Source organism: Pseudarthrobacter sp. MOO13, assembly GCF_058267655.1.
In genome coordinates, this window is sequence record NZ_CM177848.1 from 840,420 (window position 1) to 863,928 (window position 23,509).

Consider the following 23,509-nt stretch of genomic DNA (forward strand, 5'->3'; position numbering starts at 1 on the left):
ATGACCCAAACCCACGGCGGCCCGCCTCCCGAGGCGGGCCCGCCGTCGTCACGCGTTTCCCTCGCCCAGGAACCGCCGGGCCAAGGACGTACGACGGCGGGAGCCCACCTTCCGGCCCTGGCCGACGGCGTGCAGCTGCTTGGCACGGCTGAGGGCTCCGGCTACCGTGAGCCGCCCGCCCTGGTGCGCCGCGGCGACGGCCAGACCCTCCAGCTCACCCGGCTGCTGTACCTGGTGCTGGAAGCGGCGGACGGGAACCGGGACCTCGACGGAATCGCCCGGCACGCCAGCGAGGGATCCGGGCGGCTGGTCAGCGCGGAGAACGTCCGCACCCTGATGGATTCGCAGCTGCTCCCGATGGGCCTGCTCCGGCTTGCCGACGGCAGCCAGCCCGAGGTCAAGAAGTCCAACCCGCTGCTGGGCCTGCGGTTCCGCTACATCGTGACGGATCCCGAACGGACCCGCAGGATCACCGCGCCGTTCGCTGTCCTGTTCAACCCGCTGATCGTGGTGGCCGTGACCGCGGCGTTCCTGGCGGCCTGCTGGTGGGTGCTCATGGTCAAGGGCCTGGGCTCGGCCACCCACGAGGCGTTTGCCCAGCCCGCCCTCTTGTTGCTGATCCTCGCCGTCACCATTCTCTCTGCCGGCTTCCACGAATTCGGCCACGCCGCCGCCACCCGCAAGGGCGGCGCAACCCCCGGCGCCATGGGGGCCGGGCTGTATCTCTTGTGGCCTGCATTCTTCACCGACGTCACCGACTCCTACCGGCTGGGCCGCGGCGGCAGGATCCGCACCGACCTCGGCGGCCTGTACTTCAACGCGATCGTGGCGGTGGCCATCATGGGGCTGTGGTGGGCCACCGGCTTCGACGCGCTGCTGCTGGTGGTGGTTACCCAGATCCTGCAGATGGTCCGCCAGCTGATCCCGCTGGTGAAGTACGACGGGTACCACATCCTGGCCGACGCCACGGGTGTGCCGGACCTCTTCCAACGGATCAAACCCACCCTCCTGGGGATCCTGCCGTGGCGGTGGGGAAACCCGGAAAGCAAGGTGCTCAAGCCCTGGGCACGCGCCGTCGTCACCGCCTGGGTCCTGGTCACCGTGCCGGTACTGCTCTTCAGCATGGTGATGATGGTGCTGTCCCTGCCCAGGCTGCTGGCCACGGGCTGGGCCAGCGCGGGGAAGCAGCAGGAACAGCTCGCTGCCAGCCTGTCCGCCGGTGACTTCGCGGGCGTGGCGGTGCGGGCGCTGGCCATGGTGGTGGTGGCGGTGCCGGTGCTGGGCGTCCTGTACATCGTGGTGCGGCTGCTGCGGCAGCTGGTGACGGGGCTGTGGCAGAAGACCCGCGGCAAGCTGGTCCAGCGGACCATCGCCATGGGTGCCGTGGCCGTCCTGCTCGCCGGGCTGGCCTGGGCGTGGTGGCCCGACGGCGGGACGTACCGTCCGGTCCAGGCGTACGAACGCGGGACGCTCGGTGATGCCACCCGGGCCATCCTTCCCGTCCGCGACAGTGGGGCATTGCGGCAGGGCAGTGCCGGACGGACCCTTGCGTTGTGGCCCGCTGGAGCCGCCAAGCCCACCCGGGACAACCCGCAGCTGAGCATGGTCTTGGTGCCCGTTGGCGGATCCCCGGCGGGTGCATCGCCCGGCACTGCGTCCGGCGGTGCCTCGCCCGCATCCGCTCCGTCCTGGGTGTTCCCGTTCGACCGGCCAGCCGCGCCGGCCGCCGACGGAAACCAGGCGCTCGCCGTCAACACCACCGACGGCTCCGTGGCCTACAGCGTGGCGTTCGCGCTCGTATGGGCCGAGGACGGCGAGCCTGTGACCAGCACCAACGAGGCCTACGCTTTCGCCAACTGCACCGGATGCGCGGCCGTGGCCGTGGGTTTCCAGGTGGTGCTGGTGGTGGGGCAGGCCGATGTCATCGTGCCGCAGAACCTCTCCGCGGCCGCCAACTACAACTGCCTGGACTGCCTGACCTATGCACTGGCCAGCCAGCTTGTCCTCACCCTCGACGGTCCGCTGGATGCGGCCGCCAAGCAGCAGCTCGAGGCATTGTGGGCGCAGATCGCCGACTACGGGAGGCACATCCAGGACGTGCCGCTCTCCGAGATCCAAGCCACGCTGTCCGGATACAAGGACCAGATCACGTCCATCGTCAAGGGCAATTCCGTGGCCGGAGGGACCTCGGTGGCAACGTCCCCGGCGTCCGCGGGCCCGAGCGGCATTCCTACCACGGGGCCCACCGCCCCGGCGGTGGACAGCCCTGCTGCGGTTCCCGCGACAGCGCCCGCCGGTACCGCCGCACCTGCGCCGGCAGGGACCGGGGCGGCCACGGCACCGGCGGGCCAGTACGTGGAAGGCGGGCAGCCGACGTCGGCCGTTACGGGTGCGACGCCGGCACCCACCAACGACGCCGGGTACGGTGCCACGCCTGTTCCGGCGCCCACCTCCAGCGCCGGCTGACCACCGGACCGGTTGCACCTTGAGCCCGGCACCCTTGTGAAAAGGGTGCCGGGCTCAATGGGTTTCCTGTTGGGTTACTGTGCTTCCGGGTCAGCCGGCCTACTGCGTGGACCCGGCGATGAAGTAGCCCGAGATATCGGCGATCAGGTCCGTGGTGCCGGGCGAGTTGTTCTGCAGGGCGATCTTGTTATCGGCACCGACGGGGACGGTGACGTTGTTCGGGATGGTCTGCCCGGCGCTGAAGTTCACGTTGGACGTCACCGGGACTGGAGTTCCGGACGCCCAGGCAATGATGTGTCCGTAGGACTGTGGACGGGTCACCGTGAGGTTGAAGACGATCGCCGAAACTTTCGCAGGGACTCCGGCAACTCCCGAGGCTTGGAAGGAAACCGGGGAGAACGAGCCCGCCGGGGCGGTGTTGCGGGTGTCCAGGAGCCGGGTGGGGGCAACGGGGACGAACGCGCCCGGGACTGTCGGGGTTCCGGCGATGTAGTAGCCGGCGATGTCGGCGATCAGGTCCGTGGTGCCGGGTGAGTTGTTCTGCAGGGTGATCTTGCCGTCGGCACCGACGGGGACGGTGACGTTGTTCGGGATGGTGTCGCCGGCGTTGAAGTTTTCGTTGGAGGTGACCGGGACCGGGGTTCCGGAGGCATAGGCGATGATGTGGCCATAAGACGTCGGCCGGGTCACGGTGAGGTTGAAGACCACCGCCGAGACTTTTGCGGGTACCCCCGCCACACCAGCGGCCTGGAACGATACCGAGGAGAACGAGCCCACCGGGGCGGTGCTGCGGGTGTCCAGGAGCCGGGTGGGGGCAACGGGGACGAACGCGCCCGGAACTGTCGGACTTCCAGCGATGTAGTAGCCGGCGATGTCGGCGATCAGGTCCGTGGTGCCGGGCGAATTGTTCTGCAGGGTGACCTTGCCGTCGGCCCCGACGGGGACGGTGACGTTGTTCGGGATGGTGTCTCCGGCGTTGAAGTTTTCGTTGGAGGTGACCGGGACCGGGGTGCCGGAGGCGTAGGCGATGATGTGTCCGAACGACGTCGGCCGGGTCACGGTGAGGTTGAAGACCACCGCCGAGACTTTTGCGGGTACCCCTGCCACGCCAGCCGCCTGGAACGATACCGAGGAGAACGAGCCCACCGGTGCGGTGTTGCGCGTGTCCAGGAGCCGGGCGGGGGCAACGGGGACGAACGCTCCGGGGACAGTGGGGGCAGGAGCAACGGTGAGCGGCCTGTCGGCGAACCAGTAGCGTTTGGCCACATCATCGCTGGCCAGGATTACCAGCCCTGATGCACTGGTGACCGGCTGCTTGCTCGTGGTCACGTTGTTCATGTTGGGGGACGTAGGGTCCTGGATAACGGGAGTACCGCGGCCTGCCCCGAACACTGGATTGTCCATGGACGCGGTCTTTTCGTAAATGCTGCCCGCTTCCCCTGTGAAGGAGCATCCGCTGACGGAGGCGGCCGGTGCTGTTTGAAAGACATGCACGAGGTTGTTTTCCGGATCCAGCACCACTTGCGGGCGCGTCACGCAATCGCCCAGGGTGGCAATGGTGGTCTGCGTGAAGGCCCCGGTGCCCGGCTTGAAGACGAGCATCAGGAGTTGTGGAAGCTTGGGATCGGACGAAACCTGGTCGAGGCTGGTCTTCACTGCCGCGAACACGCGCCCGGTCGAGTCTGCCTGCAGTGACTTCAGGTTCAGGTGGTCATCGGCCAGGCCGTTGCCCTTGACGGCCGACTGCACCTTCCATGAAGACGCCGCTGCCGGAGCAGTTCCGTCGGTACGCGTAGCCCACCAGACGGACCCGGTGAGCTGATCGGTCCACATCACCCCGATCTTCTTGTTCCCGTAAGCGACCACCGAGGAAATGTCATCGGCTGCCGGGTGCGGGTTGGCCACGGGCAACACAAACGGTGTGGACCAGCTGGTTCCCCCGGGAGCTGAGTTGTTGACGTACACCGTGCTGGTGAAACCGTTGGTTGGATCACCCGCCACCTCCGTCCAGGTGGCCCACATGGTGCCCGTGCTGTCCTGGTCGATCGTCATGGACTCGCTGCTGTTGGGAGCGATGACTGTCGGGAACCCGCTGTCCAGCGTGTACTTGCCGCCGGCGTAGCTGTACCGGTAGAGGTAGGCAGGCTTATTGGGAACGGAGGCCTGCGGTACCGCCTCGGTGGATACCGTTACGACGTGGGAGGCAATGTACAAGTGGGTGCCGTCCCACAGGGTATCCGCCAGGGTATTGGGTCGGCTGTCATTCAGCAGGCCGGTGTCCACCCAGGTCTCGGTCCCGCGGTCCAGGCGGTAGATGTGCCAGCCGCTGCCGGTGGTCCACATGTCGGCCCACCAGGACCCGTCATTCCACCACAGCTTGCTCTGCGGCTTGTCCGCGGTGGGAGGATTTACGGCACCCGCATAGTTGATACTCGGATTCCCGTAGGTACCGTCCGCCGCCGCATTGGCTGGAGCGGCCAGCACCGTAGCGGTAAGGACGGCGGCCAGGGCCAGTAACTGGGCCAGCCAACTAACAGAACGCTTAATCTTCATCACAGCTCTCCCGCGCTTGATCGGATTACCCCAAAGCCGGCCACGTCAGTGTGGGCCGGCAGCAGTTCTTATCCGGTCGCGTTCCGGGCACAAACCCCAGCGTTTATCAGCACACAGGTCGTGGCCGGTCTGCCGAGCCTATGGGCAGGATCCCTGGGCCGTCATGAGTAGTAAGTACTCGATGTTTTGTGGCGGGTACTCTGTGCTGACCGGCAGAATTGGCCAATCAGTACCTGTTTCCTTTGGCGTGCTCTGCCGGAGGCGTCCTTGGGTCCGGTCCTTTGGGGCGTCGAGAAGCAGCGCGCCCGCTGCTAGCCGGACGCGCTGCTTCTCGACGCCGTTGGGGATCAGCCCTGCGGGCCGCCGCCGGGGCCGCCGGTTTCCGTGGAGGTCACGGTGAAGGAGGCGTCCAGGTAGACGGTGGCGCGCGTTCCATCCGACGTGATGATGTGGGCCTCGTAGGTGGCGCCTTCGGCGTCGTTTTCCACGCGCTGGATGGTGGCGCCGGGGTTCGCCGCCAGGGCTGCGTCCGTCACTTTGGTCGCGGTGTCCCCGGTGAGGAGCGTCTCCGTGATGCCGTTGGCCTGGTGGCCGCCCTTTGATTCGTCCCGCGGAGCCTGACTGGTGGACGTGCCGGTGCTGGACTGGCTGGTGCTCGAGTCCGTAGTGGCGGCATTGGCCGGCAACGCCGCACTGGCCAAGGCACCACCGCCGATGGCTGCTGCGAGGGCGAGGCTGGCGATCGCTGACTTTACGGTGGTCTTCATGTGGGGCTCCTTCTGGGTTGGCCCTCCGCTGGAGGGGGATGAATCAAGCATCCGGGCCCCGGCTGTTCCCGATGTAGGGCTCCGCTGTGCAACCGCTGTGGAGATTCTTGGGCCGCTGAACGTTGGTGTTTGTGCCCCTGACCAGCAGGAAGCCCCTGGCATGTGTGCGCCAGGGGCTTCCTTCGGATTCCGTGCCTGTGCCCGCTACTCCGCGAGCTTGGAGACGGCCTGGGCCCAGAGGAAGAACTTGTTGGTCCCCAAGTCCTTGACGGTCTTGATATTCAGCGCCTCTTTGAGCTTTTGGGCGTCGCCCTCGGAAAGGCCCTTCAGTGCTTCGACTGGCGCCGCAGCCAAGTCGTCGATGCCTTTGTCGAGGTATTCCTTGTCGAACTTCGCATTGATTCCAGCCATACTGTCCTCCTGGTGTTCGGGGTCCTGACCGTGCTGTGGGGCACAATCGCCATTGAACCACTGTGTTTATCAATACGCACGGGTTAATCAGTATTGGCGTTGCGGCACCGGAAGTGACCGGCACTCCACATATCTCGAAACACGCAACGGCTCCCCGGCGACGAATCGACGGGGAGCCGCTGCCCGGGCCTAGAAACGAGATGTTGCCGTGAGTGCGAATGAACCGAGCGGGTTGCCCGCCGGGTCGGCAAAGCCGGTCCCGGGGGTGTAGGTGGGAGCGTCCGGGGTAGTGGTGGTCCCGGAGGTCCCTCCGCCGGACTTGCCCAGTTTGATGGTGAGGATGCTGGAACCGTCCCAGGTTACGGAGCTCATGTTGCTCGCGTTGCCATTGCCGCTGAAGCTGAGGGCGCCGGCTGACGCGTACTTGGCGTTGGATCCCAGGGCAATCGAGCCCAGGTTCAAGGTGCAACTTGTACTGGTCACCGTCAGTAGGTTGGCAGTGCTGATGTTCACGGTGACGTTGTTGTTGCCGCTCAGAGTCTGAGTTCCGCTGTTGGTCCAGTTAGAGCAGATCTTCGTTGCGTCGATCTGTTCGGAGAACTGGATTGTCAGCGAGTCCCCTTGTTCCACCTTGCCCAACGTGCCCCCGCTGTTCACCAGCGTGACCGCGGTAACCGTCGGAGCCGCCATGTCCTTCGCGGTAATGCCGGAAGCAGTGGCCGTCCCGGGGTTTCCTGCAGCATCAGTTGCAGCCGCCGTGTAAGTCAGGGTGCCGTCGGTCAGGGTGGACAGGTCCATAGTGGTGGACCAGGCCGTCCCGGTGGCTGTGACCTGCTTGGTGACACTTTGCGAGACTCCGTTCCTGACCGTCACGTTCACGACCGTCCCCGCCTCCGTGGTTCCGCTGACTGGGACCGCCGCCACGTTGCTGCTGAGGTTCACGTACATCGGCGCCGTGATGGTCAGGACGGGTGCCACGGTGTCCTTCGTATCGGTCGCGGTGGCAGGGGCGCTAGTGTTGCCCGCGGAGTCCGCCACGGTGACCGTGTACGTCACCGTTCCGTCCCTCAGGGACGTGAGGTTGAGATTCACCGCCCAGCCTGAAGCGGTGGCAGTCGCCGTGCCGGTAACCGCCGCGGCTGAACCGAGGCTCATCGCCGAAACGGTCACCACCGCGCCGGTTTCAGCGGTGCCGGAAATGGGAACCGAACCAACCCCGGCACTGTTCACGTATTGCGGCACGCTCGAGAACTGCGCTGCGGCCGGAGCCACCGTGTCCTTCGTGGCAGTAGCCGTCCTGGCCGGGCTGGTATTGCCCGCGGCGTCCGTGGCCGTGGCCGAGTAGGTGACGGTGCCCTGGTTCAGGCTGGTCAAGTCCAGGGATGCAGACCAGGTACCCGCCCCGGATGCCGTCACGGTGGCCGTAACAGAATGCGCCGTACCCGCGTCACTGGCAACAAGCGTCACCTTGGACCCCGCCTCAGCGGTGCCTGTCAGCGGCACGGCTCCAACGTTGCCGGCATTCACGTACGCCGGAGGGGTGAACGCCGGCGCGGCCGGTGCCTGGGTGTCGATCCGCACTGTCTGGCTCTTCGCGGACCCGGCATTGCCCACGTTGTCCGTGGCGAAGTACGTGAGCGTGTGGGTCCCGTCGCCGCTGACGGGGACAACGGCCACAGCGCCGCTGACCGTCTGCTGCGCGCCGCCGTCGAGCACGTAGGAAATGGATGCGACGCCGGACCCGGCGGCCCCGTCATCTGCCGTGACCGTCACGCTGACGGGGCTTGTGGTGTTCCAGCCGGCCGCGTTGGGCGTGGGCGAGATCCCGGAAACGGTGGCCACCGGTGCGGTGGAGTCACTGCTGGTGCCGTTGCTCCTCGGGCTTTCGGCGCCGGTCCACAGGGCAATCGCAGGCGTCACCGTGTAGTACCAGATGCCGCCGGGCACAGACTGTTCCGTGCAGGTAAGCGTGGTGACGGTCCCGGCACAGCCGCCCGTGGCCGGGGTAGCCGTGCCGCCGGTGGCCGCCGAATAGCGTGCAACGGTGTAGCCGGTGGCGGCCCGACCGTTCACCGTGGTGCCGCCGGCCCAGGTGACCGTTAATGCGGAGCCGGCGGCGGTGACCGCAGGCTTCGATCCTGGTGAGAGCGTGTCTGCAGCGGCGGCCGCGTTGCTGCTGCTGGTGCTTGAGGCCCAAAACGCGTAGGCGGCGGTGCCCGTTCCCAGCAGGAGCAGCAGGGCGGTAACGATCCAAGGCAGCCGGCGGGACGGGCGGCGCAGCAGGAGGAACCTCATTTCCGCACCTCCGCCGTCACGGGGACGCTGAAGGTTGCGCCCTGGCAGGCGGCGAGGGAAGTGGTGTCCATGGTGGCCGCTCCGGGGAGGGTGATGAGTGCTGATGAGTTGGCGGCAACGTACGTTGCGGGAGCGAGCGGTGCGGCACCCGCGAAGCGGACACCGGTGGTGGTGCAGCCCGGATGCGCGGCATCAGCGGCGGCGGGGCCGTTCGCAGTGACGCCGTAAACCTGCACCGAATAGGGGTTGGGATTGGTCAGGCGGAGCACGACGTCGGCGCTGCCGCCCGGGATGAGGGCCGTCTTCGGGTTGTCGCCGGCCACCAGGGCGTCGACGGTGACTGCCTGCATGGTGCCGGCCGCGGCGGACCCGGAGCCTCCGCCTGCTGCGGACCAGTAGGCGTAGGCGGTACCGGCGCCGGCAGTGGCCAGGAGCCCGGCGAGGGCCGCGGCCTTGATGCCGCGATGCCTGTGGATGCTGGTCATCTCAGTTCCCCTGTCCTGATCCCGAGTACGTGAGCTGGAGGGTTGCGCCTTTGCAACCGTCCTGGTTCCTGGAACTGTCCAGCATCCCCACCCGCGGCCAAGCAGACTGTGCCAGGCGGAGACCGGACAGCGAACTGCTGCCAGTCGGCGCCATCAGGGGGTACGGGCCGCTGTACTGGGTGAGGGCGAAATCGGCCGCCGTGCACGCCAGGTTCCTCGCTGTGGCATCCGCGCTCCTGGTAACCCCCGCGATAGCTACGGACAGGTTGGTCAGGGAAACAGACTTGTTGTTCGGGTTGCTGATCTGCAGGTCCAGTGCGGCCGAGGTACCGGGCGACAGAGTCCCGGGCACGTTACCGGAGAGGGTGAACTGCTTGATGGTTGAATCCAAGACCAGTTGGACGTTCGCGTAGGCGTACTGCGACTTCCCGGCGGCGTCCTTTCCGGTCCCCACCAGGTACAGGTTGTAGCTGCCGGTTGGTGAGGCGGCCGTGGTTGCCACCTGGAGGGTGCTCGAATTTCCCGTTGTCGGGCTGGGAGAGAACGTTGCCGTGGCGCCGGCGGGCAGTCCGCCCTGGACGCTGAAGGAGACGGCGGCGGGGAAGTTGTTGCGGGCCAACTGCAGCGTGTAGACGGCCGTTGCCCCGGGCGGGACGGTGACGGAATCCGGTGTGGCGGCCACCGAGAGCGCGGAGGACGTCTTGTAGTTCACGGTGAGGCTGGCGTCCACGCTGCCGGACACCTTGCCGCTGGTCCCGGTAATGGTCAGGGCATTGGTCCCGGCCGGCGTGCTGGCGCTGGTGGTGGCGTTCAACGTTGCGGTCGCGGTGCTGCCGGAGGTCAGGGTGACGGACGACGGCGTGAAGGCGGCCGCCGCGCCGGCCGGGAGTCCCGCGGTGGCCAGGTTGACGGCTCCGCTGAAGCCTCCGGTGGACGTCACCGTCACCGTGTAGGAGGCCGACTGGCCCTGCTGGACGGACTGGCTGGCAGGGGAGACCTGCACAGTGATGCCCGGTTTTGGATTGTTCGATGCCGCGATCAGCGCCCCCGCACTGCCCAGCAGCAACAGCAGCGCTATCAGCGCTGCCTTGATGCCGTTCCTTGTGCCGTGCCGCGATGGCCCGTCCTGCTTGTGCACCTTGTGCCCCCTTGTTCCTTGGTGCAGACGACGGCAGGCCGGGGGCGGATTGCGCCGCCCCCGGCCAGCTGTTGGTTAGTTGCTGCCGACGGTCACGGTGATGGTTGCGCCCTTGCAGGCATCCTGGTTGACCGTTGCACTGTCAGTCAGGGTCAGGGTTCCGGTGCCCAGGGCAGTGGCTGTCGCGCCGGCAGGAACGTTGGTGGCGCCGGTGGGAGCGGTGGCCGTAAACCAGGCAGGCAGGCAGCCCTCAACATCGGTAGTGACGACGGGGGTTGCCAGCGTCACTTGGGTGTTGCTGGCATTGGGGTTGGCGGCGGTGTAGGTGATGTTCTTAGGCGTGCCTGGGGCAACGCCCGGCGCCACGGTCACGTTGATGGTGACGGGGCTGGTGCCGGAGGAGGCTGCCGCGGAGCCGTTACCACCGCCCGTGGTGCTCCAGTAGGCATACGCGGCACCGCCACCAACGGCCACCAGGGCGATGGAAGCGGCAGCTGCGGCGATCTTGTTCTTCTTGGTCATTGGGCGCATGGAAAGACTCCTTGTGTGTGTGAGTGAGAACCCGTTCCCCCATAGGTGGCTCCATCGAGGTGCCTTCCGGTGGATCGATGACCCAATATTTGCGAACGCAAAGGGGCGCAACAACACGTAGTGGTACCCGAATTTCCAGCGACTGGAGTTGACCGCTACTTGGATCGGGGGTCGAGTACTCGCGCGGGTGGGCAGCGCCCTGACGTGCGCGTCGGCATTACGTCCCGGCACCGGCGACGAACATGCTCGGCGACTTAGCCCGCTTCTACCGCGTATCCACGTCCTCGAACACCAGGAAAGTCTGCGTATCCAGGACGCCCGGCATGGTCTGCAGTTGGTCGAAAATGACCCGGCGAAGGTCGATGTTGTCCACGGCCCGGACCAGGAGGATCACGTCGAAATCACCGCCCACCAGGGCGATATGGTGCACCTCCGGGATGGCGCCCAGCTGGTCCCGAAGTTCCCGCCAGGAGTCCTGCTTCAGCTTGAGGGTGACATAGGCCGATGACTTCAGCCCTGCCTTGATGGGGTCTACCAGTGCGGTGAAGCGGGTCAGCACCCCGTCGCCGGTCAGCCGGGCGATCCGCGAGTAGGCATGTGCCCGGGAGATGTGCACGTTTTCCGCCACCTGGGTGACGGACATCCGTCCGTCCCGGGTGAGCTCACTGATGATCCGGCGGTCAATGTCGTCCAGCGGGACCTCGGCTGCTGCATCCTTGCCCGGCATTTCGTCCACGGCTCCCGTCGGTAATCCACGTCACAGTTACAAATCGTCTCCCATAGTAGGCACTTTGAAGCAGCTTCTCCACGATTTACCTACCCGGTAGATACGAAACCTGCTGCGGGACCATACTGGGAGCGAATAGTGGCAACCGAAGGACGGACCAATGACGATCTCCGCAGACCACACCGCTCCGGACACCACCAGCACCGAGCCAGCAGGAAACGCGCTGACCGAAGCTGTGAAGAAGTTCGGCATCACGGTGGAGGACTACATGCTCCCCGCCCGGCACCAGATCCAGATGGTGGACCCGGACGGCCGGCTCATCCCCGAAGGTGAGCAGGGCACCCAGCCCGGCCACGAATACCCCGTGCCCGGCGACAAGGAACTGCTGGCAGCCTACGAGCAACTCGTCGTCGGCCGCCGCGTCAACGACCAGAACTCCGCCTTGGTCCGGCAGGGCCGGATGGCCGTCTACCCCTCCAGCCACGGGCAGGAAGCCTGCCAGGTTGCCGCCGCCCTGTGCCTCTCCGACGCCGACTGGATGTTCCCCACCTACCGCGACGCCGTGGCCGTCATGACCCGTGGCGTGGACCCGGTGCAGGTGATGACCATTTTCCGCGGCGACTGGCACGGCGGTTACGACCCCCTCGAAAACAAGGTGGGCATCCAGTGCACCCCGCTGACCACCCAGCTGCTGCACGCCGTGGGGGTGGCCCACGCCGCCAAGCTCCGCGGCGAGGACACCGTGGTCCTGGCCATGTGCGGCGACGGCGCCACCAGCGAAGGCGACTTCCATGAGGCCCTCAACTTCGCCGCCGTCTTCCACCTGCCGGTGATCTTCTTCGTCCAGAACAACAAGTACGCCATCTCGGTGCCGCTGGCGCACCAGTCCGTGGCGCCGTCGCTCGCGCACAAGGCCGTGGGCTACGGCATGGCCGGCGAGCGCGTGGACGGAAACGATGTCGTGGCGCTCCTCGCCGTCCTGGACCGCGCCGTCAAGCTCGCCCGTGAAGGCTCCGGCCCGCTGCTGGTGGAAGCGAACACGTACCGCATGCAGGCCCACACGAACGCCGACGACGACACCCGCTACCGCGAAAACAGCGAGGTTGCCGAGTGGCGGGCCAAGGACCCGGTCAACAGGATGCGCACGTACCTCACGGACCGCGGGTTGTTGGATGACGACGGCGAGGCCCGCATCCGTGAACACGCCGAGGCCGTTGCCGCGCAGCTCCGCGAAGGCCTCAGCGAGGACGTTCCCGTCGACCCGCAGGAACTGTTCCGCCACGTTTTCGACCGGCAGACACCGCAGCTGGCGGAAGAATCCGCCATGCTCGCCGACGAACTCGCCCGCGACGCAGCAGCTACTGATTCACAGGAGGCCGGCAAGTGAGCCCCACCATCACCACCTCATCCGAGGCCAACGGCAACGTTTCCGCCGCCACCGCCCGGGCCGCAGCCTCCGCGGCGGCGTCCGCCGAAGCCGCCGGCCCGCAGCCGGTCACCATGGCCAAGGCCCTGAACACGGCGCTCGCCGACGCCATGCACGCCGACTCCTCCGTCCTGGTCTTCGGCGAGGACGTGGGCATGCTGGGCGGCGTCTTCCGCATCACCGACGGCCTCACCGCCACGTTCGGCGAACAGCGCTGCTTCGACACTCCGCTGGCCGAATCCGGCATTGTGGGCATGGCCGTCGGCATGGCGATCAACGGGATGCGCCCGGTGATCGAGATGCAGTTCGACGCGTTCGCGTACCCCGCGTTCGAGCAGATTGTCAGCCACGTAGCCAAGATGCACAACCGCACCAAGGGGGCCGTGAAACTGCCCCTGGTCATCCGCATCCCGTACGGCGGCGGCATCGGCGGAGTGGAACACCACTGCGATTCCTCCGAGTCCTACTACGCCCACACCGCCGGCCTGAAGGTGTACACCCCCGCCACCGTGGCGGACGGCTACCGGATGCTCCGCGAAGCCATCGACTCCGACGACCCCGTCATCTTCATGGAACCCAAGAAGATGTACTGGACCAAGGACCAGGTGGACTTGGGTGAGCTGCGGCGCCTTCATGCGGAAGGCACGACGACGGGACACACCTCCGAAGGCCGGGCCGCCGTCGCCCGTCCCGGAACGGATGCCACGCTGATTGCCTACGGCCCGTCCGTCCCCACCGCGCTCGCCGCCGCCGAGGCCGCCGCCCTGGAAGGGCGCTCGCTGGAAGTGATCGATGTGCGGACGATTGTGCCGTTCGATGATGAGACCGTGTGTGAGTCCGTCCGCAAGACCGGCCGGGCCGTGGTGATCGCCGAGGCCCACGGCTTCGCGTCCGTCTCTTCCGAGATCGTTGCCCGGGTCCAGGAACGCTGCTTCCACTACTTGGCCGCGCCCATCCGCCGGGTCACCGGGTTCGACGTCCCGTACCCGGCGCCCAAACTCGAGAAGTACTACCTGCCCGGCGTGGACCGCATCCTCGACGCCGTCGACGACCTTCAGTGGGAGAACTGACCATGAGCCAAGCACGTGTGTTTTTGTTGCCGGACCTGGGCGAGGGCCTGACCGAAGCCGAACTCGTTGCCTGGCACGTTTCGGTGGGGGACACGATTGTTGTTGACCAGCCGATCGCCGAGGTGGAAACCGCAAAGTCCGCCGTCGAGGTTCCGTCCCCGTACGCGGGGATCGTCACCGAGCTGCACGGGAAGCCGGGGGAGACCCTGGATGTGGGGAAGCCGCTGATCTCGGTGACGCCGCTCTTTACTGGTGTCGCCGGTGGGGCTGACGCGGATGACGCCGCCCCCGCCCCTTCGCCGGACGACCATGCTGCAAGCAGCATGTCGTCCGGCTCAGGAAGGCCCGATGCCACTCCCGGGGCGGCATCATCCGCGCCAGCTGCCTCAGAAGGCGGCAGCCGAGACTTACCGGGAAGAGGAGAAGGCCGGGTCGGGGAATGTGTTGATCGGTTATGGCACTCCCGGCGGTCACGGCGTTGCCCGGCGCACCCGTGCTCCCAAAGCCGCGCTCTCGGTGGTTGAGCCTGTCGAAACCAAGCCTGTCAACACCACCGAGGACGACCTCAGCCTCCTGCGCACCCGCGTCCCCGGCAGGCTCGGCGCGGTGATTTCACCGCTGGTCCGGCGCATGGCCCGGGAGCACGGCGTCGATCTCGGCGGCCTCCAAGGCTCCGGCGACAGTGGCCTCATCATGCGCCGCGACGTCGAAGCGGCCATCTCCACCCCGGCGGTCGAGCCGGCGGAAACCAGGCGCACCCCGGCGGTTGAGCCTGTCGAAACCAAAACCGCAGACCCCCGCACGGGTCTTGCCGTCTCCGCCCGCACTCCTGTCCGCGGTGTCCGGAAGGCAGTGGCCGCAAACATGGCGCGCAGCCGCTCGGAAATCCCGGAAGCGACCGTGTGGGTGGATGTGGATGCCACGGCGTTGATGGAGCTGCGGGAAGGACTCAAAGCCAAGGGTGGGGAAGCTCCGGGCCTGCTCGCCTTCATCGCCCGGTTCGTCACCGCCGGGCTGAAGAAGTACCCGGAACTGAACACGCGGATCGAAACAGCGGAGGACGGCTCGCAGGAGATCGTCTCGTTCGACGGGATCAACCTCGGCTTCGCGGCCCAGACCGAACGCGGCCTCGTGGTGCCTTCCGTCCGCGGCGCCGAGAAACTCAGCGCCCGGGAACTGGACGCGGAAATCCGCCGCCTCACGCAGGTGGCCCGGGACGGCAAGGCGACACCCGCCGAACTCGGCAGCGGCACCTTCACCCTGAACAACTACGGCGTATTCGGCGTGGACGGATCCGCTGCCATCATCAACCACCCGGAGGTGGGCATCCTCGGCGTGGGCCGCATCATCGACAAGCCCTGGGTGGTCAACGGTGAGCTCGCTGTCCGCAAGGTCACCGAGCTCACCCTCACCTTCGACCACCGGGTGTGCGACGGTGGCACCGCCGGCGGCTTCCTCCGCTTCGTGGCGGACGCCATCGAAAACCCCACGTCCTTGCTGGCGGACATCTGAGCTCCTCCACGTTCGACGAGCGCCGCCGGTAGGTTGGCCCTTAGCCGGCCAGCCCTCGGCGGATGTTCCTTATGTGGAGGTAGGCCATCAGCACCAGCAGGGGAGTGTGGATGGCCGGAAGGTTGTGGGCGAACCATTTTGGCAGGTAGATGTCCGTGACCGAGCCGGTTTCGGCGCCGTACCGTTTCGCGAGGCCGGTGAGGGGGCAATGGAATCCGTTGGCGGCAAATACCAGGGTTTCGGCGGTGACCACTGCCGCCGCCATGCCGACGCGCTTGTCGGTCCGCCCGGCCAAGCCGGTGACGAGCACGTAGACGACGCACAGCTCAATCGACAGCCACGCGAGAGTGTGGACTGCCTTGATTGCTGCCACGGCGGACGGATTGTGTTTCGTGGCTGTCACGTTGCCACGGCTTCCCACCGTGACCCCGGGGCTGCTTCGGGAGTCCCCTCGGCGGCCAGCGCGGTGTCCTTGGCCATTCTGCGTTTCCTTTCGGGCGGGATGCACTGGCACCTGCTGGTACCAGTGCATCTCCGGGGATGGTCCCGGACCAGAGGAATAGGTCCCGCCGAAAGGAAGCCTAGGGCGTGGTGTGGCCGGGGAGGTCCTGGCCGTTGGCGTCGCCGGGCTGGTGGGCGCGGTACACGAAGTGCTCCACGCGGCGGTCCGGGACCAGCCAGATCAGCGCCACCACCGTGTACACGGCGATACCCAGGAGCGGCTGGGCGAGGGTCAGGGCTATGCCGACGAGGTAGATCAGTGGCGAGGCCTTGCCTTTCCAGTCGCGCCCCAGGGCCTGGGCGACGGCCCCGGTTTTGCCCTGTTCGCGGATGAGTGCCTGCTCCAGGATGTAGAAAGCGATGGCTGCGGCGAGAAGGTTGATGCCGTAGACCAGCACCGGCACCTCTACGAACCCGGACTCATCCATCCACCGGGTGGTGAAGGGGAACAGGGAGAGCCAGAACAGCAGGTGCAGGTTGGCCCAGAGGATGGCACCGTTGACGCGGTCCGCAATCTGGATCAGGTGGTGGTGGTTGTTCCAGTAGATCCCCACATAGACGAAGCTGAGCAGGTAGCTGAGCAAGGTGGGCAGCACCCCGGCGACGCCATGCCAGGTGGGCTCCTCAGGTACTCGCAGCTCCAGCACCATGATGGTGATGATGATTGCCAGCACGCCATCGCTGAACGCCTCAAGCCGGTTTTTGTTCACAGTTCTGCCCTCCGTCAGAAGCATAATGCCCGGTCGCTGGCTTGGGCACCGGTCGCTGCGATGTCAGACGCCGGCCGCGCCCCGCCGTCGAACGCCGTGCCTTTTTTCGATTAGGGTCTTTACGCCCTAGCCGGAGGTCACTAAAGTGATTTAGGTCATAGTCCGGATGGGCGCCCGGGGGCGTCCGGGAAGGGGGAGTGCATCAACACCGACCACTATCGGAAGCCAAGTGACAACCACTACGTTGAAAGCCCCTCCTAGGAGGGGCTTTCCCTTTGCCGCGGGCCACGGCGAACCGGCAACCGGCGGTGTCAGCCGGCCAGGCCGGACAGGCGGGCACGGAGGAAACGCTGCTCGGCTTCGTTGTCCGTCAGGATCAATGCCTCCTCGAACGCCACCCGCGCCTCATCCGGCCGGCCCAGCCGGACCAGGAAGTCACCGCGCGCCGCAGCCAGGTACGGGTACCTGGCAAGCTGCGGCTCGGCACCAAGCGCATCGAGTTCGGCCAGCCCCTCGGACGGCCCCACGGCGAAGCCCAGGGCGATGGCCCGGTTGAGCCGGACCACGGGGGAGGGCCACCACTCCATCAGCAGGTCGTAAAGGCCAAGGATCTCCTGCCAGTCGGTGCCGGACCAGGACCCGCTCTCGTCGTGGACGGCGGCGATCGCCGCCATGAGGGCAAAGCGGCCCGGTGGCCGCGACACCAGGGCCTCGCGCAGGAGCGCCACTCCTTCCGTGACGGCGTGCCGGTCCCATTTGGACCGGTCCTGGTCCTCCAACAAGACAGGGTCCCGATTCCCGTCCACCCGGGCATCACGGCGCGCTTCGGTCAGCAGGACCAGGGCCAGGAGCCCGGCCACATCGGGGTCGGAAGGAAACAGTTCACGCAGCAGCCGGGCAAGCTCCACACCGCGCTCGGCAAGGTCCCGGCGCATCAGGTCAGCTCCTGACGGCGCCGTGTGCCCGGTGGTGTACACGAGGTACACCACCGACAGCACCCCGTCCACGCGCTCGTGCAGTTCGTCCGCCGACGGCACCCGGTAAGGGATGTTTGCGGCCGTGATCTTCTTCTTCGCCCTGGTGATGCGTGCCGCCATGGTGGCCTCCGGGACCAGGAACGCCCGCGCCACCTCTGCAGTGGACAGTCCGCAGAGCAGCCGCAGTGTCAGGGCCACCCTTGCCTCAAAGGGCAGGGCCGGGTGGCAACAGGTAAAGATCAACCTCAGCCGTTCATCCGGAATATCGTCCCCCTCCGGGAACATGCCGTCGTCGTCCTCACGGCCAAAGAGCTTCGGCAAAGCCCGTTGCGCGGTTGCCGCACGGCGCCGCATATCCAAGGCCCGTCGTCGTGCCGTCACCGTCAGCCAAGCCCCGGGATTGCTCGGGATACCGGTCCCGCCCCAGGTGGACAAGGCGCTGGCGTAGGCGTCCTGGACGGCTTCCTCGGCGGCGTCGATGCCCCCGGCAACCCGCACCGTGGCCGCCAGCACGAACGCCCACTCCCGGCGGTGCGCATCGGCAACCGCGGCAGCAACCGCCGAGCCGGCGGCCCGCGCCATCAGCTGACCACCCGGACCGGCCACACCTCAACCCCGACGCCGGCGGGAACCTCCTTGCCGATCTGCAGCGCCTCGTCGAGGTCGGCCGCCTCCACCAGGTAGTAACCGCCCAGGGTCTCCTTCGACTCGGCGAACGGGCCGTCCGTCACCACGAACCCGCCGGCCCCGTCGCGCCGGATGGATGTCGCCGTGGAGGACGGGTGGAGGGCGGCGCCGCTGATCAGGGACGCTCCGCGGCGTTCCATGAACTCCTGGTAGTTGGCGCTGATCGACTCGCCTTCGGCCTGCCTGGTCACCGCTTCGTCCTGGTAAATCAGGATCAGATACTTGGACATTTTGAACTCCCTTCGCTTGTCAATAAGAGCCCACTGTTGGAGCCCCTACCCATACGACGCGCGGGGGAAGCCCGGATCGACAACGCTCTAAAAAAGTTCGCCCGGGCAGCGGAGTTTATGCCGCCGCCCGGACGAGTGTCCGCCTAGCCCAGCTCAGCGCAGATGTTCCGCTGCGTGCCTGACTGCTGCTGGAAGGGCTGGGTCAGGGTGTAGTTGCTGTCAGTGGTGTACTTGACCACACCGGTGTACAGGATGGTGGACGGTCCGCCGAGGTCAACCTTGTCGAACAACAGGACCAGGTTTGCGCCGGACAGCGACCACGTAATGTCGCCGGTGGCGATGTCCGTGGCGCTCCTGGTGACCGAACCCTTCGTGCCGAACGTTACTGACTTTCCGGATTCGGCATTGGTCACCGTGATGGTTGTTCCACGGCCGGCGACGACGGTGTAGATGATTCCGTCCTTGATTCGTGTCATGCGGACGTCCTGTGTCCCACCGGTCGAACTGAGCGTGACGTCAAAACCGGGGCACGCAGGATACGCCGGGACCGGCGGGGCGGCCTGGACCGCTTGTGGAGCCAGCAGCGCCATCGCTGCCAAGAGCGTCGCCAGAAGCAGGCGCACTAGTATTTTCCTCATTTTTGGTTTCTCCATTTTTGCCTGAATTGAGCAATGTGGTTGGCGCACCACCAAGACGGGGAGGAGACCGTTCGCCATGCAAAGTCGGGGCTATGCCCTGTGTTCAGCACCGGAACGGCGCTGTGTGGCGTCCATGGCCGCTGTGCGGCCTACGCCACAGCGTACGGAGGACCGGTGTGGCGCAAACAGTCTTGACAGGTGTAAAGGCGGGTGAATTCGGCGTAAACGGCGTGCCCACCGGCCGATGACGCACGCGCGTCCTGGGGGCGGGCCGTTCCGCACGGCGTAAAGGAATTGTTAAAGTTTCGATCGAAAGAGCAGCTGGCGGGCTGTGCCGCAGGCGCCGGCAAGTACTTTGGACGCAGTGCCGCCTTCTCAGGGACCCCCAACCTGGAGAAGGCGGCACGCCTGCTTTAGAGGGGGCAGTCCTCCCTGTATTTCCAAGGTACCTCGCTCCGGGGGGCTTGCCGCAAGGCCCCCGGGCTGACGCATACTGGGTGCCGCATCCCGGCTGGCGGGTGCAGGAACGGGCGGGGACAACATGCATGATGTGGTGATAGTGGGGAGCGGGCCCACGGGGTTGATGCTCGCGGCGGAATTGCGCCTGGCGGGCGTGGAGGCGCTGGTCCTGGAGCGGCGGCCGTCCCAGGAACTGGCCGGTTCCCGCGGCGGTGGAATCCACGCGCGAACCATTGAACTGCTGGACCAGCGCGGCATCGCGGAGCGGTTCCTTGCCGAGGGCAAGACCGTTCAGGCGGCAACGTTTGGCGCCACCCAGCTGGACCTGGCCGGCCTGCCCACGCGCCACCCGTACACGCTGGCCCTGTTCCAGAACCACATCGAGCGGCTGCTGCTGGGCTGGGCAGAGGAGCTGGGCGTGCAGGTCCGGCGGGGCGTGGAGGTCACCGGCGTGGTTGCGGACGACGACGGCGCCGACGTCCAGCTCGCCGGCGGCGGACCCGTGCGGGCCAGGTTTGTGGTGGGCACCGACGGCGGACGCAGCGTGGTGCGGCGCTCGGCGGGTATCAACTTCCCCGGCCCGGACGCCACCCGCAGCAGCCTCATCGCGGAGGTGAAGGTGGCCGGCGAACCCGTGCAGCAGGGCACAGTGGATGCCCGCGGCATCCACGGGCTGTACCCGATGGGGGACGGCATGGTCCGGGTGGTGGTGACCGAAGCGGAGCTGGGCCCCGCCACAGAGCCCACGCTGGAGGACCTGCGCCGCGCCTTGACCGATGTGTTCGGCACGGACTTCGGCGTGCACAGCCCTGCCTGGCTCTCGCGTTTCACCGACGCCACCCGGCAGGCGGAGTCCTATCGGAAGGGCCGCGTCCTGTTGGCCGGCGACGCCGCCCACGTCCATTCCCCGACCGGCGGGCAGGGCATTGGCCTGGGCCTCCAGGATGCCGTGAACCTCGGTTGGAAGCTAGCGCAGGTGGTCCGCGGAATATCCGGGGACCACCTGCTGGACACCTACCATGCCGAACGCCACCCGGCAGGCGCCCGCGCGCTCAAATACACCATGGCGCAGTCCCTGTTCCAGAAGGCCGATCCCCGGCAGGAGGCGCTGCGGGACCTGCTGGATGAGGTCCTCCGCCGCGAGGGCGCCGCCGATCCGGTGACGGCACTGGTCACCGGCCTCGACGTCGCCTACGGTCCTGGCACGGGCCACCCCCTCGTGGGACGCCGGATGCCCGACCTGGATATCGCCACCGTTGGGGGATCCGTGCGGGTTTATGAGCTGTTGCACCAGGCGCGGCCAGTGCTGCTGGAACTGGGCGGTGCCGGCCTGGACGCGGGTGCGTGGACTGGGCGGGTGCGGCAGGTTTCCGGGACGTACGACGGCGCGTGGGAGCTTCCGGTGCTGGGCGTGGTGCCTGCACCGACGGCAGTGCTGGTGCGTCCGGACGGCTACGTGGCCTGGGCCGGCGGGCACTCGGTGTCGGGCCTGCCGGAAGCGATGGCGGAGTGGTTGGGTCCAGCCCGCTGAATCCTTGCATGATCTTGACAGAAAATTGTGCGCTTGCACGTTGTTGCCGGAAGGCAGGTGCTTGTAGGCTGGCCCAAGGTCAGGCAGACGGCCAGCAACGCACCGTCTGAGGATATCCGTGACCGCACTCCCCGCAATACCCGAGCCGCTTCCGGGCGTGCATCCGCCTCCCCCTAGCTGGCGCGGATGTGGCCCAAGGGAAATCCATGATTCGGGGGTGGGCCACATCCACGCCGTACACTCCGGGAGTAAGCAGCGTCGCTGGCTCCCGGGCCGGCGGGGAACGCCGCCGGCGTGCAACCTCAATCCTCGAAGTAGGCGGCTGTGGGCTGGGAGCCCGTGAACCGGTCCACCAGCGACTGGGCAAGATCGTTGAGCTTTTGGTTCCGCGTATTGGAGGCCCGGCGGAGCACTTCAAACGCCTGGTCCTTGCTGCACTGGTTTTGCGCCATGATGATCCCGCAGGCCACGTCGATCGCGGTCCTGGTGTCCATCGCGGCCTTCAGGTGCTCGGCACGCTGGTCCGCGGACGCTATCCGGATGGCCAGGCGCAGGGCCATGCCCGCCATGTCCGCAAACCGGACCGCCTCGGACACCGCCCGCTCACTGAAGAGCCCGCTGGCGGGTGCGAAAAAATCCAGGACGGCCCCGGCGTCGTCCTGCAGTTTCATGGGCACCCCCAGCGCGCTGGCGATGCCCGCGGCTGCGAGGGCCTGGCGGTACTCGGGCCACCGGGGGTCGGAGTCCACGTCCCCCAGCAGGACGGGGACGCCGGTCTCCAGCGCGTCGACGCAGGGCCCGTCTCCCAGTGTCTGTTCGATCCTGTCCAGCACCACCGCAGTATCGCTGCTGCCGCCAATGGTGGCCGTGTGCTTGCGGCGGCGCAGGGTCACGGCGCATTCAATAGGCGTGCCGGTGGTGTCCGTCATGGTGGCCGCCGCAAACGTGGTGATGGCGTCCAACACGGATTTGATGTCTTCCGTGCCGCCGATCAGTTCGACGAGCCGCTCGAAATCTTCTGCCATGTCCTGGTCCACCATGTGTTCAATGTAGAAGGCGCGCCGGCCGGCCACAAGCCACGATGTTGGGCCCCGTTTTCAGCGTCCGCCCAGCTTCCACACAGGGCAGTTATGGAAACGTTATATATGCTTGCTTAGTGGTTTTTAGGTCAAGCAGTGGAATTTTGTCAGCCGCGGAGCGCCCGGCCTTGCCCGGAACGGGGCTCATCGCCGGGCGCAAGCATGCCCTGGACGGGCTCCGCACCATCGCCGTGGCGGGAGTGTTCTTTTTTCACACGGCCACCGATCTTGTCCCCGGGGGATCCATCGGCGTCGACGTCTTCTTCACGCTCAGCGGCTTCGTGATCACGCTGCTGATCATGAAGGAGTGGAGCACCACCGGCCGCCTCCACCTGGGCATCTTCTACGCCAAGCGCCTGGCCCGGCTCTGGCCGGCGTTGCTGGCGCTCTGCGCGGTGATCCTCGTGGCAGGCCTCCTGTTCCCGGCCTCGGGCTGGGGCGGACAGGCGGGCTTCGTCCTGCCGGCCGCGGCCTACGTGATGAACCTGGCGCACTTTGGCGTGTTCGGCGACTCCGTCGCCGGGGAAACGCTGGGCCCCACCTGGACCCTGGCCGTCGAGGAGCAGTTCTACCTGGTGTGGCCGCTCCTGCTGCTGGTGATGCTCCGGTTGTGGAAGGTCCGCACCGTCGCCTTCGCCACGCTGGCGGTGGCCGGCGCGTTCCTGCTGAACCGGATCCTGCTGGTCACCGAGGGCCAGCCGCTGGCCCGGATCTACAACGGCCCGGATACCCGCGCCGACGAGCTGCTGATTGGCTGCGCACTGGCCCTGCTGTTCACCTCCGTGCGGACCGGCTCCCGGCTGCACGGTGGGTTGGTGTCCGTGGCCCGCTGGGGAGCCCCGCTGGCGGCCATCACTCTGGGGGCCGCCCTGTTCCTGTTCCGGGAACCAGACACACCTGGCGTGTGGTTCACGGTTTTCTGGGCTGCCGGGCCCGCGGTGCTCGCCCTGTTGTCAGCGGTGCTGATAGGAGCCTTGGTGCTTGAGCCGGCAGGGTTCCTGGCGCGGATCCTGAGCCACCCGTGGCTCGCCAACCCCGGCCGCGACCTGTCGTATGCGATGTACCTCTGGCACTTGCCGGTGTACCTGTTGCTGATGCGGCTGATCCCGGCTTTGCCCCTCCGGATCGCGTTGACCGCGGTCCTCACCGTGCTGGTGGCGTACGCGTCGTTCCGCTTTGTGGAGCGGCCGCTCCGGCAGTGGGCCAACGCAAAGCTGGAACCCGCCGTCGTGCCGGTACCACAGGAACGCACCAAGGAGCCGGTGGCCGCCTGAGCCACTCGGCTCGCGGCGGCCGAAGGCCCGGCCGGCAGGCGG

At 67.0% G+C, this 23,509-nt stretch carries 19 protein-coding genes and 1 pseudogene; 6 read left to right on the forward strand and 14 right to left on the reverse strand.

Going from position 1 to position 23,509, the window contains the following annotated elements; translation table 11 throughout:
- Positions 1-2,466 (forward strand): hypothetical protein, encoded by a 2,466-nt coding sequence (locus AC4EEO_RS03935; protein ID WP_491339948.1) that lies wholly within the window; start codon positions 1-3, stop codon positions 2,464-2,466.
- Between the two features lie 99 nt (positions 2,467-2,565).
- Here the strand turns inward: AC4EEO_RS03935 and AC4EEO_RS03940 are convergent, their stop codons facing one another.
- The 8 genes from AC4EEO_RS03940 to AC4EEO_RS03975 form a co-directional block, all read right to left on the reverse strand.
- Positions 2,566-5,019 carry a hypothetical protein gene (locus AC4EEO_RS03940; protein WP_491339949.1) on the reverse strand — a complete coding sequence of 818 codons (2,454 nt, stop codon included), beginning with the start codon at positions 5,017-5,019 and terminating at the stop codon, positions 2,566-2,568.
- A gap of 347 nt (positions 5,020-5,366) precedes the next feature.
- Complete coding sequence (locus AC4EEO_RS03945) at positions 5,367-5,786, reverse strand: hypothetical protein (protein WP_491339950.1); 420 nt, start codon at positions 5,784-5,786, stop codon at positions 5,367-5,369.
- A gap of 204 nt (positions 5,787-5,990) precedes the next feature.
- Positions 5,991-6,197 (reverse strand): hypothetical protein, encoded by a 207-nt coding sequence (locus AC4EEO_RS03950; protein ID WP_018760638.1) that lies wholly within the window; start codon positions 6,195-6,197, stop codon positions 5,991-5,993.
- A gap of 189 nt (positions 6,198-6,386) precedes the next feature.
- Entirely contained in the window at positions 6,387-8,492 is a 2,106-nt protein-coding gene (locus tag AC4EEO_RS03955) for a beta strand repeat-containing protein (protein WP_491339951.1), read from the reverse strand.
- Positions 8,489-8,977, reverse strand: a complete 489-nt coding sequence (locus AC4EEO_RS03960) for a hypothetical protein (RefSeq protein WP_109044257.1) — start codon at positions 8,975-8,977, stop codon at positions 8,489-8,491. Before AC4EEO_RS03960 ends, AC4EEO_RS03955 begins: the two co-directional genes overlap by 4 nt.
- Position 8,978: 1 nt before the next feature.
- Positions 8,979-10,115 (reverse strand): COG1470 family protein, encoded by a 1,137-nt coding sequence (locus tag AC4EEO_RS03965; RefSeq protein ID WP_491339952.1) that lies wholly within the window; start codon positions 10,113-10,115, stop codon positions 8,979-8,981.
- Between the two features lie 75 nt (positions 10,116-10,190).
- Positions 10,191-10,646 (reverse strand): hypothetical protein, encoded by a 456-nt coding sequence (locus AC4EEO_RS03970; protein WP_491339953.1) that lies wholly within the window; start codon positions 10,644-10,646, stop codon positions 10,191-10,193.
- A 265-nt stretch (positions 10,647-10,911) separates the two neighbouring features.
- Positions 10,912-11,373 (reverse strand): Lrp/AsnC family transcriptional regulator, encoded by a 462-nt coding sequence (locus AC4EEO_RS03975; protein WP_109044260.1) that lies wholly within the window; start codon positions 11,371-11,373, stop codon positions 10,912-10,914.
- A 160-nt stretch (positions 11,374-11,533) separates the two neighbouring features.
- On the opposite strand from AC4EEO_RS03975, the gene pdhA reads away from it, so the two are divergent.
- From pdhA to AC4EEO_RS03990, 3 genes and pseudogenes are all read left to right on the forward strand, one after another.
- Complete coding sequence (gene pdhA, locus AC4EEO_RS03980; RefSeq protein WP_018760631.1) at positions 11,534-12,760, forward strand: pyruvate dehydrogenase (acetyl-transferring) E1 component subunit alpha; 1,227 nt, start codon at positions 11,534-11,536, stop codon at positions 12,758-12,760.
- Complete coding sequence (locus tag AC4EEO_RS03985; protein ID WP_491339954.1) at positions 12,757-13,869, forward strand: alpha-ketoacid dehydrogenase subunit beta; 1,113 nt, start codon at positions 12,757-12,759, stop codon at positions 13,867-13,869. The genes pdhA and AC4EEO_RS03985 overlap by 4 nt, the downstream gene beginning before the upstream one ends.
- A 2-nt stretch (positions 13,870-13,871) precedes the next feature.
- Positions 13,872-15,381 (forward strand): annotated as a pseudogene (locus AC4EEO_RS03990) (dihydrolipoamide acetyltransferase family protein).
- 40 nt (positions 15,382-15,421) lie between these two features.
- Here AC4EEO_RS03990 and AC4EEO_RS03995 read toward each other — a convergent pair.
- The 5 genes from AC4EEO_RS03995 to AC4EEO_RS04015 all read right to left on the reverse strand — a co-directional run bounded on the left by AC4EEO_RS03995 (position 15,422) and on the right by AC4EEO_RS04015 (position 18,962).
- On the reverse strand, positions 15,422-15,784 hold the full coding sequence (locus AC4EEO_RS03995) for a hypothetical protein (protein ID WP_285248490.1): 363 nt from the start codon (positions 15,782-15,784) through the stop codon (positions 15,422-15,424).
- A gap of 178 nt (positions 15,785-15,962) precedes the next feature.
- Positions 15,963-16,592, reverse strand: a complete 630-nt coding sequence (locus AC4EEO_RS04000) for a TMEM175 family protein (protein WP_491339955.1) — start codon at positions 16,590-16,592, stop codon at positions 15,963-15,965.
- 311 nt (positions 16,593-16,903) lie between these two features.
- Entirely contained in the window at positions 16,904-18,151 is a 1,248-nt protein-coding gene (locus tag AC4EEO_RS04005; protein ID WP_491339956.1) for an RNA polymerase sigma factor, read from the reverse strand.
- A complete protein-coding gene (locus tag AC4EEO_RS04010; protein ID WP_018760625.1) occupies positions 18,151-18,486 on the reverse strand; it encodes a YciI family protein in 336 nt (111 codons plus the stop codon). Before AC4EEO_RS04010 ends, AC4EEO_RS04005 begins: the two co-directional genes overlap by 1 nt.
- Before the next feature lie 143 nt (positions 18,487-18,629).
- Complete coding sequence (locus AC4EEO_RS04015; RefSeq protein ID WP_133830423.1) at positions 18,630-18,962, reverse strand: hypothetical protein; 333 nt, start codon at positions 18,960-18,962, stop codon at positions 18,630-18,632.
- Between the two features lie 703 nt (positions 18,963-19,665).
- Here AC4EEO_RS04015 and AC4EEO_RS04020 point away from each other — a divergent pair.
- The gene (locus tag AC4EEO_RS04020) at positions 19,666-21,114 is read left to right on the forward strand and encodes an FAD-dependent monooxygenase (protein WP_491339957.1); all 1,449 of its coding nucleotides are present in this window, start codon (positions 19,666-19,668) and stop codon (positions 21,112-21,114) included.
- A 302-nt stretch (positions 21,115-21,416) separates the two neighbouring features.
- Here AC4EEO_RS04020 and AC4EEO_RS04025 read toward each other — a convergent pair whose 3' ends face one another.
- Positions 21,417-22,154: a GAF and ANTAR domain-containing protein gene (locus tag AC4EEO_RS04025; RefSeq protein ID WP_043423694.1), complete on the reverse strand. Its 738-nt coding sequence runs from the start codon at positions 22,152-22,154 to the stop codon at positions 21,417-21,419.
- Between the two features lie 143 nt (positions 22,155-22,297).
- Here AC4EEO_RS04025 and AC4EEO_RS04030 point away from each other — a divergent pair, with 143 nt between their 5' ends.
- Positions 22,298-23,467 carry an acyltransferase family protein gene (locus tag AC4EEO_RS04030; RefSeq protein ID WP_491339958.1) on the forward strand — a complete coding sequence of 390 codons (1,170 nt, stop codon included), beginning with the start codon at positions 22,298-22,300 and terminating at the stop codon, positions 23,465-23,467.
- Positions 23,468-23,509: the final 42 nt, after the last annotated feature.

Coding starts and splice junctions, on each gene's coding strand:
- AC4EEO_RS04010 (WP_018760625.1), bottom strand. CDS start 18,486: ATGTCCAAGTATCTGATCCTGATTTACCAGGACGAAGCGGTGACCAGG.
- AC4EEO_RS03940 (WP_491339949.1), bottom strand. CDS start 5,019: ATGAAGATTAAGCGTTCTGTTAGTTGGCTGGCCCAGTTACTGGCCCTG.
- AC4EEO_RS04025 (WP_043423694.1), bottom strand. CDS start 22,154: ATGGTGGACCAGGACATGGCAGAAGATTTCGAGCGGCTCGTCGAACTG.
- AC4EEO_RS03945 (WP_491339950.1), bottom strand. CDS start 5,786: ATGAAGACCACCGTAAAGTCAGCGATCGCCAGCCTCGCCCTCGCAGCA.
- AC4EEO_RS04020 (WP_491339957.1), top strand. CDS start 19,666: ATGCATGATGTGGTGATAGTGGGGAGCGGGCCCACGGGGTTGATGCTC.
- AC4EEO_RS03950 (WP_018760638.1), bottom strand. CDS start 6,197: ATGGCTGGAATCAATGCGAAGTTCGACAAGGAATACCTCGACAAAGGC.
- AC4EEO_RS03935 (WP_491339948.1), top strand. CDS start 1: ATGACCCAAACCCACGGCGGCCCGCCTCCCGAGGCGGGCCCGCCGTCG.
- AC4EEO_RS03960 (WP_109044257.1), bottom strand. CDS start 8,977: ATGACCAGCATCCACAGGCATCGCGGCATCAAGGCCGCGGCCCTCGCC.
- pdhA (WP_018760631.1), top strand. CDS start 11,534: ATGACGATCTCCGCAGACCACACCGCTCCGGACACCACCAGCACCGAG.
- AC4EEO_RS04015 (WP_133830423.1), bottom strand. CDS start 18,962: ATGACACGAATCAAGGACGGAATCATCTACACCGTCGTCGCCGGCCGT.
- AC4EEO_RS03970 (WP_491339953.1), bottom strand. CDS start 10,646: ATGCGCCCAATGACCAAGAAGAACAAGATCGCCGCAGCTGCCGCTTCC.
- AC4EEO_RS03955 (WP_491339951.1), bottom strand. CDS start 8,492: ATGAGGTTCCTCCTGCTGCGCCGCCCGTCCCGCCGGCTGCCTTGGATC.
- AC4EEO_RS04005 (WP_491339956.1), bottom strand. CDS start 18,151: ATGGCGCGGGCCGCCGGCTCGGCGGTTGCTGCCGCGGTTGCCGATGCG.
- AC4EEO_RS03975 (WP_109044260.1), bottom strand. CDS start 11,373: ATGCCGGGCAAGGATGCAGCAGCCGAGGTCCCGCTGGACGACATTGAC.